The organism is Hyalangium minutum (genome assembly GCF_000737315.1).
GTDB classification, from domain to species: domain Bacteria; phylum Myxococcota; class Myxococcia; order Myxococcales; family Myxococcaceae; genus Hyalangium; species Hyalangium minutum.
On the sequence record NZ_JMCB01000013.1, the window covers coordinates 110,689 to 127,798 of the forward strand.

11 protein-coding genes are annotated in these 17,110 nt (G+C 67.9%); 8 read left to right on the forward strand and 3 right to left on the reverse strand.

Features of this window, described 5'->3' with window-relative positions; genetic code table 11:
- The first annotated feature begins 111 nt into the window (after positions 1-111).
- From DB31_RS29265 to DB31_RS29285, 5 genes are read left to right on the forward strand one after another with little or no spacing between them, the layout of a single operon-like run.
- Positions 112-873 carry a uroporphyrinogen-III synthase gene (locus DB31_RS29265; RefSeq protein ID WP_044193569.1) on the forward strand — a complete coding sequence of 254 codons (762 nt, stop codon included), beginning with the start codon at positions 112-114 and terminating at the stop codon, positions 871-873.
- Positions 874-885: 12 nt separating this feature from the next.
- Positions 886-1,431, forward strand: coding sequence for a hypothetical protein (locus DB31_RS29270; protein ID WP_044193571.1), 546 nt, complete (start codon positions 886-888; stop codon positions 1,429-1,431).
- Entirely contained in the window at positions 1,428-3,209 is a 1,782-nt protein-coding gene (locus tag DB31_RS29275) for a zinc metalloprotease (RefSeq protein WP_044193573.1), read from the forward strand. Before DB31_RS29270 ends, DB31_RS29275 begins: the two co-directional genes overlap by 4 nt.
- A 35-nt stretch (positions 3,210-3,244) precedes the next feature.
- Positions 3,245-5,017 carry a GspE/PulE family protein gene (locus tag DB31_RS29280; protein WP_044193985.1) on the forward strand — a complete coding sequence of 591 codons (1,773 nt, stop codon included), beginning with the start codon at positions 3,245-3,247 and terminating at the stop codon, positions 5,015-5,017.
- A 48-nt stretch (positions 5,018-5,065) separates the two neighbouring features.
- Positions 5,066-7,021, forward strand: a complete 1,956-nt coding sequence (locus tag DB31_RS29285) for a RiPP maturation radical SAM C-methyltransferase (protein WP_052420339.1) — start codon at positions 5,066-5,068, stop codon at positions 7,019-7,021.
- Between the two features lie 42 nt (positions 7,022-7,063).
- Here the strand turns inward: DB31_RS29285 and DB31_RS29290 are convergent, their stop codons facing one another.
- The 3 genes from DB31_RS29290 to DB31_RS29300 form a co-directional block, all read right to left on the reverse strand.
- Positions 7,064-8,599, reverse strand: coding sequence for a hypothetical protein (locus DB31_RS29290; RefSeq protein ID WP_205628581.1), 1,536 nt, complete (start codon positions 8,597-8,599; stop codon positions 7,064-7,066).
- 79 nt (positions 8,600-8,678) lie between these two features.
- Complete coding sequence (locus DB31_RS29295) at positions 8,679-10,742, reverse strand: hypothetical protein (RefSeq protein WP_044193575.1); 2,064 nt, start codon at positions 10,740-10,742, stop codon at positions 8,679-8,681.
- A complete protein-coding gene (locus tag DB31_RS29300; protein ID WP_044193576.1) occupies positions 10,742-13,102 on the reverse strand; it encodes a bifunctional metallophosphatase/5'-nucleotidase in 2,361 nt (786 codons plus the stop codon). The genes DB31_RS29295 and DB31_RS29300 overlap by 1 nt, the downstream gene beginning before the upstream one ends.
- A gap of 120 nt (positions 13,103-13,222) precedes the next feature.
- Here DB31_RS29300 and DB31_RS29305 point away from each other — a divergent pair, with 120 nt between their 5' ends.
- The 3 genes from DB31_RS29305 to DB31_RS29315 all read left to right on the forward strand — a co-directional run bounded on the left by DB31_RS29305 (position 13,223) and on the right by DB31_RS29315 (position 17,104).
- On the forward strand, positions 13,223-13,894 hold the full coding sequence (locus DB31_RS29305; RefSeq protein ID WP_044193578.1) for an NUDIX hydrolase: 672 nt from the start codon (positions 13,223-13,225) through the stop codon (positions 13,892-13,894).
- 83 nt (positions 13,895-13,977) lie between these two features.
- Positions 13,978-15,438: an MFS transporter gene (locus tag DB31_RS29310; protein WP_044193580.1), complete on the forward strand. Its 1,461-nt coding sequence runs from the start codon at positions 13,978-13,980 to the stop codon at positions 15,436-15,438.
- 88 nt (positions 15,439-15,526) lie between these two features.
- A complete protein-coding gene (locus DB31_RS29315; RefSeq protein ID WP_044193581.1) occupies positions 15,527-17,104 on the forward strand; it encodes a hypothetical protein in 1,578 nt (525 codons plus the stop codon).
- The last annotated feature ends 6 nt before the right edge of the window (positions 17,105-17,110 follow it).

Genomic DNA, 17,110 nt, shown 5'->3' on the forward strand with positions numbered 1-17,110 from the left:
GCCGCTCGTGCCCCACCTGTTGGGTGGGGAGGAACGCAGAAATCACGCGCGAAGTCCAGGGGCAGAATCCGCTTCAAGGCGCTCTGGTGACCTGGGCTAGAGTCCGCGCCCGTGGAACGGCGACTCGAAGGCAAGCGCGTCCTGGTCACGCGCCCGAAAGAGCGGGTGGAAGAGCTGTGCTTCCTCCTGGAGGACGAGGGTGCGGAGGTGCTCAGCCTCCCCTTGCTGGAGTTGCGTCCTCCCGAGGATCCCCGGCCGCTCATGGCCGCTGCGGAGTCCATTCAGCGCTACCGGTGGGTGGTGTTCGCCAGCCCCTCGGCTGTGGAGGCGTTGATGGAGGCCTTGCGCGAGGCGGGCACGGCGGACCTCATGGGCCGCGTGCGCGTGGCGGCGGTGGGGCCACGCACGGCCCGTGTGGCCGAGAGCTACGGCTTGAAGGTGGCCGCCGAGCCCACCGAGTCCACGGGCCTGGGGCTCTTCGAGGCGCTCCGGTCCGAGCTTCACCCGGACGACGAGGTGCTCCTGCCCGCCGCCGAGGAGGGGCGCCGCGAGCTGGAGCTGGCGCTGCGTGAGCAAGGCGTGCGTGTCACCCGGGTGACGGCGTACCGGACCACGCCCGCCGCGTTGCCTCCCGAGGCCCAGGAGCTGCTGCGCACCGCTCCGCCGGACGTGGTGCTCTTCGCCTCGCCGCGCACGGTGGAGGTGTTCCTGGAGGCCGCCGGCCGCGAGCGGCTGGAGCAGGCCCGGGTGGTGGCCATTGGCCCGACGACTGCGGGCGCGCTGGCCCGGCTGGGCATCGAGGTGGCTGCGGTGGCCGAGCAGCCCACCCCTGAAGGGCTCGTGGACGCCGCGAGCCGAGCCATTCACGGGTAAGCTGGGGCCACCATGGGTTCTCTCCGCCTCCTCGGGCTGATGATCGTTCTCGGCCTGCCTGCGCTCGCCGGGGCCTCGGGTCTGCCCCCGCAGACGCTGGCCGAGCTGGCCGGGCCATCGGATCGGATCGTCCTCGCGCGCGTGGTGGACCAGCGCGTCAATGTGCCAAATGGCAACGTGAGACAGATGACCACCATCTCCCGGTTGGAGGTGCTGGAGGAGTACCGTGGGCAGGGACCGCGCGCGCTGGAGCTGGTGCAGCTGGGCGGACGCAGCGGCTTGTGGGAGTCGCACCTGGCGGGAGATGCGAAGATCGCCGCGGGAGAGACGGCGCTGATGTTCCTCCGCTGCCCGGATCCGAAGGCGGTGGAGCGGTGCGTGCTGGTAGGGCAGGGCGCCGGGAAGCACACGGTGACGGAGGGCGCCCAGGGGCGGCGGGAGGTGGAGCTCACCGCGCGGGTGAAGGGCGGCCCGGTCCGGCGGTCCTTGGATGAAGTCGTGGACGAGATCCGGCGGGCGACTCTGCCCCCGGCGCAGCAGGAGAGGGGCAAGCGATGAACCGCAAGCTGCAACGGATGGCAGTGCTCGCGATGATGGCCTGGAGTGCCACGGCCTCCGCGCAGCAGTACGAGTATCTCGGCTTCAAGATGCTCAACAACCGGGACTACCCGTTCGCCTATTACCTGGACTCGCGCGCCAGCAACCCGGCGGGCATTGCCCTCTCGCAGGTGGAGGCCGCCACCACCGCGGCCTTCCAGACCTGGGAGAACGTGGCCTGTGCGTACCCGGATTTCCAATACAAGGGCTACAGCAGCACGGCCGCGATCCCGGATGTGCGCAGCACCACGGACGCGTTCAACGTCAGCACCATCTGGATCACCAGCTCGGCCGACCCCTACTACAACACGGCGCTCGCGGGCGGGAACTCGCCTTCCGGCTCTGTCCCGCTCACCTACGCGGGCTACCTCTACCAGTGTGACATCTTCATCAACGCGGTGACCTTCCGGTGGACGACGCTGGCCGGCACGGATCCACGCGACAACTTCCGCGATCTGCAGACGGCGCTGACACATGAGGTGGGCCACTGCATGGGGCTCGGGGATGCGTACGCGCCCAACTCGGCGGTGATGTACCCGGAGTTCCCGGCGGGCCAGACCAAGCGCGTGCTCGATGCCCAGGACGTGACGCAGGTCTGCAGCTACCTGCCGGAGGACGGAGCGGTGGGCTCGCCGTGCTCGGACAGCGATCCGTGTACCAACGGCCTCGCCTGCATCCCCTACAACAGCGGCAACGTGTCCTATAAGTACTGCTCCAAGGGCTGCACCGGCAACGATCCAGCCGAGTGCCCCAGCCCGTTCGTGTGCCAGACGTCCTCGGCCGTCGCTGGCTCCACGAAGGCCTGCCTCGCCGTCCCCAACCAGGCGGTGACGCAGGTGGGCAAGGAGTGCGGCACCAACGCGCAGTGTGGCTCGGCCGTGGCCATCTGCAAGACGCCCGAGCAACTGCCCTCTGGGGGGACCGCCTGGGTGGATGGCTACTGCCAGCAGGGGTGCAACGCGGGCTCCTCGGCCAGCACCTGCCCGGCGGGCTCGGTGTGCGTCAACACGAGCGCGGGCACGGATGATAGCTGCCTCAAGCGGTGCCGGCCCGGCACGGGCGACTGCCGCGCGGGCTACACCTGCTCGCCACTGGCCGAGGGAGATGCCTGCGTCCCCAACTGCTACAACGACTTGGACTGCAATGGCGGCACGACGGCCACCAACTATATCTGCCGCACGTGCGATCACGTCTGCATCGAGAACAAGCAGACGGGGCGCTCCGTGGGAGACGGGTGCCAGCGCAGCGAGGAGTGCGGCCCGGGGCAGATCTGCCTCTTCATCAACAACCACCCGGAGGGCATCTGCTCGCAGCCGTGCTCCACCGCGGCGTGTGGCTGCCCCGGGGGCTCCACGTGCAAGCAGGTGGGACCGGACCTCATGTGCATGAGGGACTGCGCCGCGGGCACCTGCGCCAGCCCGGCGCAGTGCAACCCCGTGGGCTCCACGTACTCGTGCACGGCCCGGTGCCGCACGCGCAATGACTGCCCCACGGGCTTCGAGTGCTATCCGGAGGGCTGCATCGATCCCACGAAGGTCCCGGATGCGGGCTGCACGCTCTGCGGCACCGATGCCGGAACGAACCCGCCTCCGCCTCCGCCTCCGGATGGTGGCACGGGAGGGGGAGATGGAGGCCCCGGCGGGTGTGGCTGCGGCCAGGCCCCCACGTCGGCGATGCTGCTGTCGGCGCTCGCGCTGCTGCTGGTCGCTGGAGGTCGCCGCTCTTGGCCTCGCCGGTAACCGCCACCAGCCGCTCCCAGGCGGACTTCAGCACGATGTTCGTGCTCGAGGCGCTCGTCCATCAGGGCCTGCTCACCGCGCAGCAGGCCCAGGAGATCCTCGCGCGCGAGTCCGCCGCCCGCGCCCGCGTCCTCAAGGCCAAGGCGCAGGGCGGCTCCAAGGAGGCGGCACGCTATGACGTGTCGCCGGTGGAGCTCATCGCGGCCTTCCAGGTGCCGCTGTCCGAGGGCCGCGGCGTGCTGGACGAGGATCGGGTGACGGAGGCGGCCGCTCGCGCCGCCGGCATGCCGTACCGGAAGATCGACCCGCTCAAGCTGGACATGGCGCTGGCCACGCGTACGGTGTCCCGGCCCTTCGCGCAGAAGCACGCGCTGCTGCCGCTGGAGCGCACGCAGCAGGGGCGGCTCGTGGTGGCGGTGGCCAACCCGTTCGATCGCGAGCTGTTCGAGAACCTCTACCGGCTGGCGGGTCTGCCCATCGAGCCGGTGCTGTCGTCCAAGTCGGACATCCTCAAGTCCATCACGGAGATCTACGGTTTCAAGAAGACGCTGGCGCGCGCGGCGGATGACTTCGCCACCGGGCCGTCGGTCGCCAACTTCGAGCAGCTGGTGTCGCTCAGCGGCACGCAAGAGCTGGACGCGGGCGACAAGCCAGTGGTGCAGGCGGTGGACTACCTGCTGCGCTACGCCTTCGACAACCGCGGGTCGGATATCCACATCGAGCCCAAGCGCGCCCAGTCGCACGTGCGTCTGCGCATCGACGGCGTGCTGCACACCGTCTACACCCTGCCGGCGGGGGTCCACGCGCCCATCGTCTCGCGCGTGAAGATGCTCTCGCGCATGGACATCTCCGAGAAGCGCAAGCCGCAGGACGGCCGCATCAAGACAGAGCGCGAGGGCCGCGAAGTGGAGCTCCGCGTCTCCACGCTGCCCACTGCGTTCGGCGAGAAGGTGGTCATCCGTATCTTCGATCCGGAGACGCTGGTGCAGGACATTGCCCAGCTGGGCTTCGAGCCGGATGAGAAGGATTCATTCGAGTCCTGGATCGACCAGCCGCACGGGCTCATCCTGGTGACGGGCCCCACGGGCAGCGGCAAGACGACGACGCTGTACTCGGCGCTGAAGGCGGTGGCGGGCCCGGACGTGAACGTCACCACGATCGAGGATCCGATCGAAATGGTGTGGGAGGGCTTCAACCAGGTGCAGGTTCAGCCCAAGGTGGGCTTGGACTTCGCCGGGGCGCTGCGCCACATCCTCCGCCAGGACCCGGACGTCATCATGGTGGGCGAGATCCGTGACGCGGAGACGGCGGAGAACGCCATTCAGTCCGCGCTCACGGGCCACCTGGTGCTCTCCACGCTGCACACCAACGACGCGATCGGCGCCGTGGCGCGCATGAAGGATCTCGAGGTGCCGGCGTTCCTGCTCTCGCAGAGCCTCGTGGGGCTGATGGCCCAGCGCCTGCTGCGGCGCAACTGTGTCCATTGCGTACAGGAGACCACGCTGACGCCGGACGAGCTGACGTCGCTGATGGTGCCCATTCCGCTGCTGCCTGGAGGCGTGAGGCTGCTCAAGGGCGCGGGATGTGTGCGTTGCCGGGGCACAGGCTATTTCGGACGTACGGGAGTCTTTGAAATCGTCAGCATCAACGCGGAGCTGAAGGACCTCATCAACCGTGGTGCGACGCACTACGAGCTGGTGGAGGCGGCTCGGCGCGCAGGGATGCGCACCCTTCGGGAGGCGGGTGTGCGCAAACTCGCGCAAGGACTCACCACCTTTGAAGAGGTGATGCGAATGACGGCTGTCTGAAGTCCCGGGGGTCGGAGCCCCGGATGGCTTGTAGTAAAATGCAAGCGTATGAGCTCCGAATCCCTGGCAGCCAGCGGTCCTCAGGTTCCCGTGGTGCTGGTGAACATGCCATTCGGGCCTCTGCAGACGCCTTCGATGGGGCTGAGCCTGCTCAAGCCGGCCTTGAAGGCCGCGGGCATCGAGAGCCACGTCTTCTACTTCCACCTCCGCTTCGCCCAGCAGTTCGGCGTCAGTCTCTACACCGCCATCTCCGGGAACTACTCGGGGGTGACGGACCTCACGGGGGACTGGCTGTTCTCGCATGCGCTGTACGAGGCCAAGCCCGATGACACCCAGCGCTACCTCTCCACCGTCATGCGGCGGAGGCGCCCGGACCAGGAGCTGGGGTGGGCGGAGCTGGAGGGCTACATCGCGGAGTTGCTGATTGCTCGCGTGGGCATCTCCGCCTTCGTGGATGAGTGTGTAGAGGCCATTCTGCAGACTGGCGCGCGCGTGGTGGGCTTCACGAGCGTCTACCAGCAGAACGTGGCGGCGCTCGCGGTCGCGCAGAGGCTCAAGCGCCGGCGCCCGGAGCTCCTCACGGTGTTTGGCGGCGCGAACTTCGAGGGCATCACGGGCCGCGAGCAGTTCGAGCGCTTTCCCTTCATCGACGTCGTCTTCTCGGGCGAGTCGGAGCAGCGGTTCCCGTGGGTGGTGGAGCGCCTGCTGCGCGGCGAGCGGCTGGGCAAGCTCGTGGGCGTGCTGGCGCGAGAGCACCTCGCAGGAGGCCCCAGCTTCCCGGGGAGCGGGGACACGATGCTCCGCGAGATGGACCGGCTGCCGGTGCCAGACTTCTCGGACTTCTTCACGCAGTGGGCGGAGGCCCGGCTGGAGGGCGCTCCAAAGCCGGTGGTGCCCTTCGAGACGTCGCGGGGCTGCTGGTGGGGGCAGAAGCAGCACTGCACCTTCTGTGGCTTGAACGGCGAGTCCATGGCGTACCGGAGCAAGTCACCGGAGCGCGCCCTCTCGGAGTTCATCCAGGTGACGGAGGCGCATCCCGGCTGCCAGGTGGTGGTGGTCGATAACATCCTGGACATGAAGTACTTCAAGTCCTTCATCCCGGCGCTGGGCGCTCGCTCCAACCCGGTGGACATCTTCTACGAGGTGAAGGCCAACCTGACCCACGAGCAGGTCCGGCTGCTGCGCGCCGCGCGCGTTATGGAGCTGCAACCCGGCATCGAGAGCCTGAGCGATCAGGTGCTGCGACTCATGCGCAAGGGCGTGACGGGGATGCAGAACCTGCAGCTGATGAAGTGGTGCAAGGAGTACGGCATCAACGTGCTCTGGAGCGTGCTCTGGGGCTTCCCGGGCGAGGAGCCCGGGGAGTACGCGCGGATGACGGAGCTGGTCCCGCTGGTGACCCACCTGGCGCCACCCATCGCGGGGATCTCCATTCTCCTGGAGCGCTTCTCCCCGAACTTCAACGAGGCCCAGGCGCGAGGGTTCAAGAACGTCCGGCCCGCCCCCGCGTACTCCTTCATCTACGACTTGCCGGAGTCCGCGCTCCACAACATGGCGTACTTCTTCTCCTACGAGTACGAGGACGGCCGGAACGTCCCGTCCTACGTGCAGACGCTGAACAAGCGCATCTGGGAGTGGAAGGCCGAGTACAGCACCTCGGCCCTGTACTCGCTGGACAAGGGAGATCACCTGCGGATCGTCGACCGGAGGAAGGTGGCTCCCAGCCCCTCCCTGATTCTGCAGGGCGCCGAGCGATGGGCCCTGCTGGCCTGCGACGCGGTGACGTCCGTGCAGGCGCTGAAGGAGCGCTACCAGGAGCAGGACCCCCTGGCGCAGGGCTGGGACCCGCTGGAGACCGTGCTGGCGAGCCTCGTGGAGGCCAAGCTGGTGCTCACCGATGGCAAGCACTACCTCGGCCTGCCTGTCGCCGTGACTCAGGATCCGCTGGCCGCGCCTGTGCCATTCATGGACGCGCTGGGGGAGCCCGTTCCGTCGGCGGCGTGACCCCGGCGGCATGCGCTCGCCGAGGCCCCACCGAGCCGCGCCTTAGAAGCGCGCCTGGAGCAGCGTGTTGAAGCCGAGCGCGTGCGGCTCCTCGAAGCGCGGCTGCGCCACGCCCGTCACGTCATCCCGGAACGTCGTCCGGTTGTTGTCGTAGGTGTAATAGACCTCGCCCACCGCGGCGACCGTCTCCGACAAGTCCCACCGGAAGGTGGCCTTCGCCGACAGGATCGGCTCCGCCTTGCACGCCGCGTTGGACGCGCCGCACGTCTCCGGGAGGATGCTGAGCTGGTTCACGTCGCGCACCACCACCGTGCGCGTGCCCGTCAGGCCCGGGGGAGGGTTGTTGCCGCCGCCCAGGAACTCGGGGCTGCGGTAGGAGGCGGGCTGCTGCACGCCGACGATGAAGCCCGGCGTGAAGTGCCAGTTCGGCAGGTAGTAGTCCGCGCCGGCCGCGATGAACATCTCCGGCTTGAGCTGTGTGCCCTCGGGGAAGTCACGGAACGGCGGCAGGCCCGGCACCTCGAACTGGATGAAGGACAGGCTGCGGTACAGCCCCAGCAGGTGCATGCGCCAGTTGTTCCACTTGGCCCGCGCCTGCAGCGCCACCGCCGTGGCCCCCTGCGGCACCGTGCGCGCGAACACGTCCGGATCCTCCAGCGTCTGCGTCAGGTAGCTGCCCTCGAGCGACACGGAGTAGGAGAGCCCGCCCGGGTACGTCTCTGGCGCGAAGAAGCGCTGGTAGACGTCGGGATCGTTCCGGTACAGCCGGAAGTCCACGCTCGTGCCCACCGGCACGCCCACGTGGTACACGGCCTGCGCGGACAGGCCCGCCGAGTTCACCGGCGCCCGGATGCCCTGGTTGGCCAGGCCCGGGATGATGCCCTTCTGGAAGTAGCCGCCACCGGCCTCCAGCCGCAGCGTCTCCAGAATGTCCACGCCCGCGCCGCCCATCAGGCCGTAGAGCGTCTCCTTCTCCAAAATCAAGTCGTTGAGCACCAGCGACGTCTTGCCGCCCAGGTACGCGTACCAACGGTCCCGGGTAACCTGCAGCTTCACGCCCGGCACGCCCTCGGCCGCGGCGCGGTTGGTGAAGACGCCGCTGCCGCCCCACGAGATGCGGTACGCATACCCGAGCCGGAAGCGATCCGCGGAAACCGGGAAGCCGGTGAGCGAGATGCCCTCCTTCTCGCCCCAGCCCGGCGGGGTGTAGTTGAGCCGGATGTAGCTGGAGTTGTCACGCAAGGTGACGCCGCCCGAGGGCTGCTCCAGCACGAGGATCGTCAGCGCGGCCTCGGTGGTGAGCCCCTCGAAGAACGCGGGCATGCGCTTGTAGAGCACCAGGTTCGACAGCGTCTCGAAGCCCGAGAAGCGCGTGTTGAAGTTGTCGTAGAACTGGGTGTTCTGGTTGCCCGCGCCGAAGCGCGCGTTGGGGCTGTTGGGCGTCGTCTCGCCAGCGCCCGCCAGGACGTTGTCGTCCGCGAACACGAAGGACAGGCGGGTATCGACGAAGTCACCGGCCCAGGCGGGCACACCAAGGAGCAACAGCCCAGTCAGGGCCAGGGTAGGCAGCGTTTTCAAACTTCCCTCCAAGGACGCGGCCGGATGGCCGCGCCTCCCAAAGCCCCGTTGCCAGGGCATGCTTCAAATCAAGAGATGACTACTCAGCCGCGCACTGCTCGATGGGACGAGGGCACGCACCCTCGGGCCCCGGGAAGCAGCACACGTCGTCCACATCGCGCGGGATGACAATCCACCGCGGCCGGGCGGCGCTCACCTGGCGCAGGTGGCCGGTGACGTTGAAGGTGGCCTCGCGCAGCAGGCGGCACTGCTTGGCCTTGTCCGTGTCCGCGTCCGCCGGGTTGCAGTCCACCTGCAGATCCGGGATCGCGTCCCGGGTGACGACGTTGATGCGGGTGCGGCTGTTGAGCGCCACGTGGCACTCGCCCCGGCCCTGGAGGTCGCCATCCGCGATGAAGGCCACGTACTGCTCGGAGCCCGTCATCGTGCGCTCGGTGCGGGCGTTGGGGGCCAGCGGGAAGTCGTCGATGGTGGCCGTCACGCTCGCGTTGCCGAACTTCATGCGCACCGGCGTGTCGCACCACACGCGCACCTGAGAGGGGCCGTTGATGCCCGCGCTGATGGCCGTCGTCGTCCGCACGGAGGCGGTGGTGCTCACCTTGATGACCTGCGTCCGCTTGTCGAGCGTGCTGTCCAGCCCGGCCACGCGCGGGCCGGGGCCCGACAGCTCCACCACGAACTGGTTGAAGGCGTTGTACGTGGAGCGCTCGGAGCACACCTTGCCGGCGAACTCGCCCAGGCCCACCGTGCAGTCGATGTTGCACTGGCGCTCGGGGACGTCCGGGTCGCCCGGAGTATCCTCGGCGCAGGCGCGGTACGACGTGCCGCCCGAGCCCGGGCAGAAGAAGGGCACCGTGCCGTTGCCGTTAGCGTCGCAGTTCTTGAAGACCTCGGGGAACTTCACCCGGCGCAGCTTCACCAGCGCGGACTCCAGGCTCTCCATCTTCATGTTGCCGTAGGCGTAGCCGCACAGCGAGTCGGTGATGTACGGGTTGACCGCGTTGTCCAGGCCGCAGAAGCGCAGGTTGATCTCCGGCACCGGCACCTGCTTCAGGTACTTCTCCCACTCGGTGGGCGGCAGCTCGCGCACCCTCTCGCGGATCACCCACGCGGGGAAGGTGAGCTGCGTGGTGGCCGCGAAGTCCTGCACCGAGCCGGAGATCGTCCACAGCAGATCGCCCGGGTACAGGCCCTCGGGGAACGAGTAGTTGTAGATGTAGATGGAGCCGTAGGTCCCCGGCAGGAAGCCGTCCGGCTCGGGGGTGCGGACGTTGGAGCCCGCGCCGGTGAACTCGCGCACGCGGCATGCCGTCATGTCCGTGACGAAGAAGCCGCCGGGATCCAGGCCCGTCACCACCATGGTCATCAGCTTGCCGTCATTGGGATCCTTCTTCGACGGATCCCGCGCGTCGTAGCCGGGAGGGCAGCTCTGGACGAGCGGCGAGCCGGACTCCGGCTTACGGCCCACCGTGAGGAACTGGCCGGCGAACGGCGAGTTCCGGTTGTTGCCCGGATCCTCCGGCTCCTGGATCTTCCCGAGCGTGGGCTCCTCGAAGGCGATGGGCGCCGTCAGGCCGGTGGCGTAGCTGTACGGACCGCTGTTGGGCGGCGGCAGCAGGCTGGGATCTCCGGCCACGCCACCGTCGAAGAAGTCCACCTGGGGCGGCTCGTGCTGCACCCACGCGCGGACGTCTCCATAGAGGTGCGACACGCGGACGGTGCCGGTGCCCACGCCGTCGGTGAGCATCGTCCACCGGCGATCATAGGTACCGGTGAGATCGCCCGGGGTGACGCGGAAGGAGACAGGGCCCGTGAAGGTGTTGAGCGGCTCGCCCTTGCTGTTGAGCGCGGTGATGGCCAGCTCGAGGTCCACCGGGCCCTTGGGGATGGAGTAGGGGCAGCTGGCCGTGCCCTTCTCCGCCGCGGGGACGGCGTTTGGGTTGTTGTCGTAGCGCGCCAGGCAGGAGCCCACCAGCGTCAGCGCCGACGAGGCCCCCGTGGTCTTGTCGATGGCCTTCAGGCTCTTCACGTCCACCTTGAAGGAGCTGAGGCCCGACGGGTTGGTGTTCTCCGCGGAGATGTTGCCGTCCGCGGAGTAGCAGCCTGCGGCCCCCAGGGCCGCTACAAGGAGCCAGCGTTTCATCACTTGACCCTCCGCCCGATGCGCGCATCCTCGACCGCGTTCGCGATCGGCATGGCCGCTGGGTTCTGACAGTAGCTGCGAAGCTGCGGCGTGATCGTGCCGCAGGTGGGGTTGGTGCCCGCCAGCGCATCCCGGCAGCTGCAGCGGCCGGTGTACGGGCCCGTCGGGACGTTGCAGGTGCTCGCCAGCTGTTCGGCGGTGACACCACAGGAGTCCGCGGCGTCCGCTTTGCCCAGCGTCTGCAGGCAGGTGCAGCTGCCCACCTGCGTGTTCAGCGCGTTCTTGAACTCCTGGGCCGTCTTGCAGAAGCCCTTCGTCTGCTCGTCCACCACCCACTGGCCGTTGATCAGCGTGCCGCAGCGCTCACCCGTCTTGGACGTCTCTCGGCCCTCGTTGATGTCCTCGCAGGTGCAGAAGCCCTGCATGTAGCCGATGAGCGAGTCGCGCAGGGAGATGCCCGTCTCGATGCGGGTGGTGTTGCGCTTGAGCACCCGGAAGCCCGAGCCACCCTTGGCGATGTAGTCGTTGGTGGCGATGCGGTAGGTGCCGTTGGGATCCAGCGGCTTGCCGTTGATCTGGACGCCGGTGGCGGGGTGCGCCCAGCAGCGCGAGCCGTCCAGGTCCTCCAGGCACTGCCACGGGGCGTGGCCCTCTCGGCCATCCTTGGGGCAGTACTTCTCCACGCCGCCGTCGTTGGGATCGCAGGCGATGCGCAGATCATTGAGCTGCACCTGGGCGCAGTCCATGGTGAAGCGCGCGCCGGAGATCTGCGCCTGGCTGACGCAGCCGCGCTCGGCGGAGCGCTCGGCCACGAAGTCGAACATCTCCTGCATCTCCACGCCGGACAGGTACATGATGTTGATCGTGTTCTCGAAGGGGAACACGTTGAACATGGCCTCCTGCGTCACCACGCCCGCGTAGAGGTTGTCGCGGATGCCCAGCGAGTTGGTGATGGCCATCTCCGCCTCCACGCGGCGGCGCTTGCGCATGGAGTCCGCCGCGATGTTGCCCAGCGGCGAGTCTCCACCGGTGGAGTTGTTGCGGCGGGCCACGTCCCGGGGCGCGTAGGAGAAGATGGACGTCAGCTGCAGGCTGGAGTCCATGGCGAGGATGTACTTCTGCAGCAGATCCGTGGTGCGCCGATCCTCCTGCTCACGGCACGCCTCGATGGCCGCGCGCACGTTGGGCTGGATGGCGAACTGACCCGGATCCCAGAAGTTCTGCGCGTAGTAGGCGCGCATGGCGTCGTCACACCAGAGCGAGTCCAGCGGGAAGGCGCGGTAGTCGTGGCTGACGAGCTCGGCGCCGTCCACGCTGTCCTCCGAGGGCACCTTCACCACCATGTCCAGGCGGCCCACGTACTTGGCGAACGCGCCGGAGTGCACCAGGAGCACCTTGCGGCCGCTCGGGTCCGTGATGTTCTGCGGCGGGTTGAGCACCACGTGCAGGTGGCCGCCGAGGATCACGTCGATGCCGGACACGCCGGGGATCTGCACGCGCACCACGGACTTGGGGTTGCCCTCCTCGCCGGACCACTCGAGGATCTTCCACGGGTTGTTCTCACGGTCGATGAAGGGCTTGGCGCGCTCATACTCGTAGTAGGCCTCGTAGCCGAGCACCACCTGCTGGTCCTCGGTGAGGCCCAGGTGGCTGACGATGACGATGAGATCCGTCACCGGGCGCAGCAGGTCCACGTAGGCGCGCGCCGCCTCGTTCTGCTCCAGCGGGGTGGTCTGCAGGGAGTTGCCGCCCTCCACGATCGAGTTGAGCGAGGAGAGGTTGGCCATGCCGATGATGCCCACCCGCAGGCCCTTCACCATGCGGATGGTGTACGGAGCGGACACCTGGGCGGCACCGTTGTTACTCTCGGTGTCAGTGGGCACGTCCCAGTAGTAGTTGGCCGCCAGCAGCGGGAAGGTGGCGAAGTCCCGAGCCTTCTGCACGAAGTTTTGCGCGCCCGCGTCGAACTCGTGGTTGCCGATCACCGCGGCGTCCAGCCGCAGGTTCGACAGGAAGCGGAACTCCACCTCCCCCAGGTTCTGGTTGAAGATGGGAGCGCCCTGAAAGCAGTCGCCCGAGTCCAGGTGCAGCACGCGATCGCCCCGGTTGCGCTCGCGCTTGACGACCGCGGCAATGCGCGTGGCGCCTCCGAACGGGCCGGCCTCGGGGATCAGCCCCAGGTCCGTGTCCGTCTTGAGCGGCGCGAAGTCATACGGGATGAGCCGCGAGTGGATGTCCGCAGTATGAAGGAGGGTGAGGCGGACTTCCTGTCCGGCGAGGTTGTACTCCTCGCCATCCAGAACTGGCATGCACGAGGCGAAGACCAGAGCGCAGAGGGGGCCGATCAGGGCACGACTCATCAGGTGGTTCCGGGGGGCTTGCGTGAAGGGGACTCAGCGGGAGACGCCGCAAGGTACGAGATCAGGGAATCACGGGCAAGCGACCCGGGAGCCCCGAAATAATCCACCAGGGAGGCAGGCATGTCGGGCAAGCAGACAACCGTGACGGATATCGAGATCATCGAGGATTTCTCGGCTACCGCCCGCTGTGACGAGGGGTTCTTGAGGCTCCGGAGGCTCCGGTGCCAGAACCGGCGGGAGGATGGATCCGTCTCGCCGGTGTATCGGGTGGACGTGGTGGATAGGCCCCGGCTGGACGCCGTGGCGGTGCTCGTCTACCGCCGCAGTGCGTCGGGCCTCGAGGTGCTCACCCGGAAGAACCTCCGGCCCGCCGCGTACTTCCGCAAGGGCAAGGAGATGGTGGTGCCGGATCCGGTGAGCTACCTGCTCGTGGAGGAGCTCGTCGCCGGCGTCATGGAACTGGAGGACAAGGGCGAGGAGGGGGTGCGGCGCCGGGCGGTGGAGGAGGTGCGCGAGGAGGCCGGCTATGAGGTGAAGCCCGAGGAGATCCGCTTGCTCGGTGGGGGCTTCTTCGTGGCGCCGGGCATCCTGTCGGAGAAGGTGTTCCCCACGGCGGTGGACGTGACGGGCAAGGAGGCCCATGAGCCGGAAGGGGATGGCTCTCCTTTAGAGGAGGGGACGCGGCTGCAGTGGCGCCCGCTGCCCGAGGTGCTCGCCGCTTGCCGCCGGGGGGAGGTGCCGGATGCGAAGCTGGAGATCTCCATCACCCGCCTGCTGGCCGAGCAGCCATAGCTCACCGCCCGGGTTGGCCGCCAGGATGGGACCGGATAGGGTGCGCGAGCCGTTTCCGTTCCGCTCCGCCGAGGTCCTTCCGCATGTCGTCGATGCCCGCGTGGCTGCAACAGTTGTTGCCGATCTTGATCCTGCTGGCAGCGATCTCCCTGGTGATCGCGCGCCTGCCCAAGGTCGAGCTCGGGCACACGGAGGCCTTCAAGCGCCGCCGCTTCCTCAACTGGTTCCCGCTGGGCATGACGTACGCGTTCCTCTACATGGGGCGCTACAACCTCAACGAGGCCACCAGCGCGCTGGGCAGCCGCACCTCGAACGCGGACTTCGGCACCATCTTCGCCTGGGGCACGATCGTCTACGGCGTGGCGTTCTTGCTCAACGGCCCGCTGACGGACAGGTGGGGCGGGCGCCGGACGATCTTGATCTCGGCGGCGGGCTCCTCGGTGTGCAACGTGCTGATGGGCCTCGTGGTGCACGCCGTGCTGACGCAGGACTGGCAGCCTCCCGGCGGGCTGGTGGGGACGCTGTCCGTGCTCTACGCGGTGAACATGTACTTCCAGAGCTTTGGCGCGGTCTCCATCGTCAAGGTGAACGCGGCGTGGTTCCACCTGCGCGAGCGCGGGACGCTGGGAGGCGTGTTCGGCATCCTCATCTCGCTGGGCGTCTACTTCGCCTATGACTGGAGCCGGATGATCACCCGTGCGGCTCCGACGTACTGGGTGTTCTTCATCCCCGCGGCCATCCTCGCCGCCTTCGTGGTGCTGGACTTCTTCATCATCCGCGACACGCCGAGCGATACGGGCCACCCGGACTTCGACACCGCGGATGCGTCCTCGGGAGAGACGGGCCCCCGGCTCGGGGCATTCGAGGTGCTGGGCAAGATGCTCCGCAACCCCGTCATCATCGTCATCCTGCTGATCGAGTTCTGCAGCGGCTACATGCGCAACGCCATCATGCAGTGGTACCCCAAGCTGGCGAAGGGCATCGGCATGGGCGACAGCTTCGTCGCGTCCAACTGGGGCATGCTGCTGTGCGTGGCCGGCATCACCGGAGGCATGTTCGCCGGCATCATCTCCGACAAGATCTTCGACTCTCGGCGCGGGCCCGTATCGGCGGTGCTCTATGGTGGGATGACGCTGGGCGCCGTGGCCACGCTCTTCCTGCTGAACACCCCGCTGCTGGGGTGGACGGTCATCTTCATGTCGCTGTGCGTCATCGGCGTGCACGGCATGCTGTCGGGTACCGCCAGCATGGACTTCGGCGGCAAGAAGAACGCGGGAGTGGCGGTGGGCATCATCGACGGCGCCGTCTACGCGGGCACCGCCTTCCAGTCCGTGCTGCTCGGCAGGCTGTTGCCCTCGGGCGCGGCCGCCAAGGACATCAACAACTGGAGCAACTGGCCCATCGCCCTGGTGCCGCTGGCGGTGGCAGGGCTCGTGCTGGCCACTCGGGTGTGGAACGCCAAACCCCAGGCGAAGAAGGAGGCCGTTGCTGATCCAACGGCCCCCGTGGCCGCGCCGGCGCGTCGGACGGGCACCGAAGGGTAGTGCCGGAGGGAGGGAGCGCGTTCAGGGGCGGACGGCTGCGAGGCCCGAGCGATTTCAGTGTGACGGGGTTGTGACGTAAAATGCCTGCGTGCCCTCGGAATCCGCCCCGCTGCTTCAGAACCGGTTGGAAGTCCACGACCGGAAGCAGTTCGAGATCAAGCTCGAGTACCAGCCGTCGGGCGCCGACGACGAGACGCGCTATCTCGTCGAGATGTTCCTGTTCCTGCCGAACAGCCTGAACATCGACGCGGAGACGTACCCGCGGGCGGACTTCTACGCGGACATCCACAACTACGTGCGCTTCACCACGCCGGTGATGAGCCTGGAGGAGCTGCTGGTGGTGGAGGGCTCGCCGCTGATGCGGCTCGAGGCGTGGCTGAGGACGGGGCTGCCCACGGAGGCGGAGGTCGTCTACCAGGCCAAGCTCCTGTGCTGCATCTTCCGTGGGGCGCTGCGCCGCTTCGTGAAGCTGGTGGATGGGCGGTGCGAGCCGCCCAGCGCCGCCGGGCTGGGCGAGGCCGAGTACGCGGACCTGCAGCGGATCATCCTCCAGTCACAGGAATCCGTGGTGAAGGTGCTGGAGCGCTTCCGGGGCTGGCAGAAGGCCACGGGCGAGCTGAGGCTGCAGAAGAAGACGCGCGTCTCGCTGCGTCTGGTGGACGAGTACATGAGCCTCACGGTGGAGCAGTACTTCCGCAAGGCCGTGACGGAGATGGATGCGCTGCCGCGCTCGGGCGTCTACATCGAGCCGCGCAAGGCGCTGATGGCGGCGGTGATCCGCGAGGAGACGTACCGCAAGGAGAACCAGCTTCGCAGCGTGCTGAGCCCCACCGGTGACAACGAGGAGTACATGCACCGGATCGGGTTCCTGAAGAAGTTCTGCATGAACATCCTCTTCCTGGCGGCGCGGAGGAAGCAGAAGCGCCAGGGCTGGGAGGAGGTGCTGTTCGCGATCGCGGCGGGTTTGGCCATGGCCTTCGCCACGGCGGTGCTCTTCGTCGCGCAGAGGCAGGGAGGCGTCCCCCAGGAGAGCCTCAACTTCCTGCTGATCGCCGTGGTGGGCTACATGGTGAAGGACCGCATCAAGGAGGGGCTGCGCCGCTTCTTCAGCAAGTTCGCCTCGATGCACCTGTACGACCGGATGGCGGAGATCTTGGATCCGGTGACGAAGAAGTGCCTGGGCACGCTGGAGGAGCGCGTGGACTACGGCCGCACGGTGAAGGTGCCCAAGGAGATCGCCGAGCTGCGCTGCCTGGACGACTTCATCACCGTGTCCCAGGGCGAGCTGTCCGAGACGGTGCTCCGCTACCAGAAGGAGATCGTCCTGGACGCGGAGTTGCTGCCGAAGACGGACCGGCGGCTGACGGGCGTCACGGACATCATCCGCTTCAACGTGGAGCGCTTCCTGCGCGATATGGACGACCCGGAGCTGGCGCTGGAGTACGTGGATCTGGAGGACTTCTCGGTGGGCCGGGTGAAGGGCGCCAAGAGCTACCAGGTGGATCTGGCGTTCCGCTTCACCACGGACGAGGCGGACCAGAAGAAGGTGTCCGTGCAGCTGGTGCGGCTGGTGCTGGATCGCAACGGCATCAAGCGCATGCTGCGCGTCGCGCCCGAGCAGACGGATCGGCCTCCGCACCCCGAGCCGTACCGCAAGGCGGCCTGAGAGGCA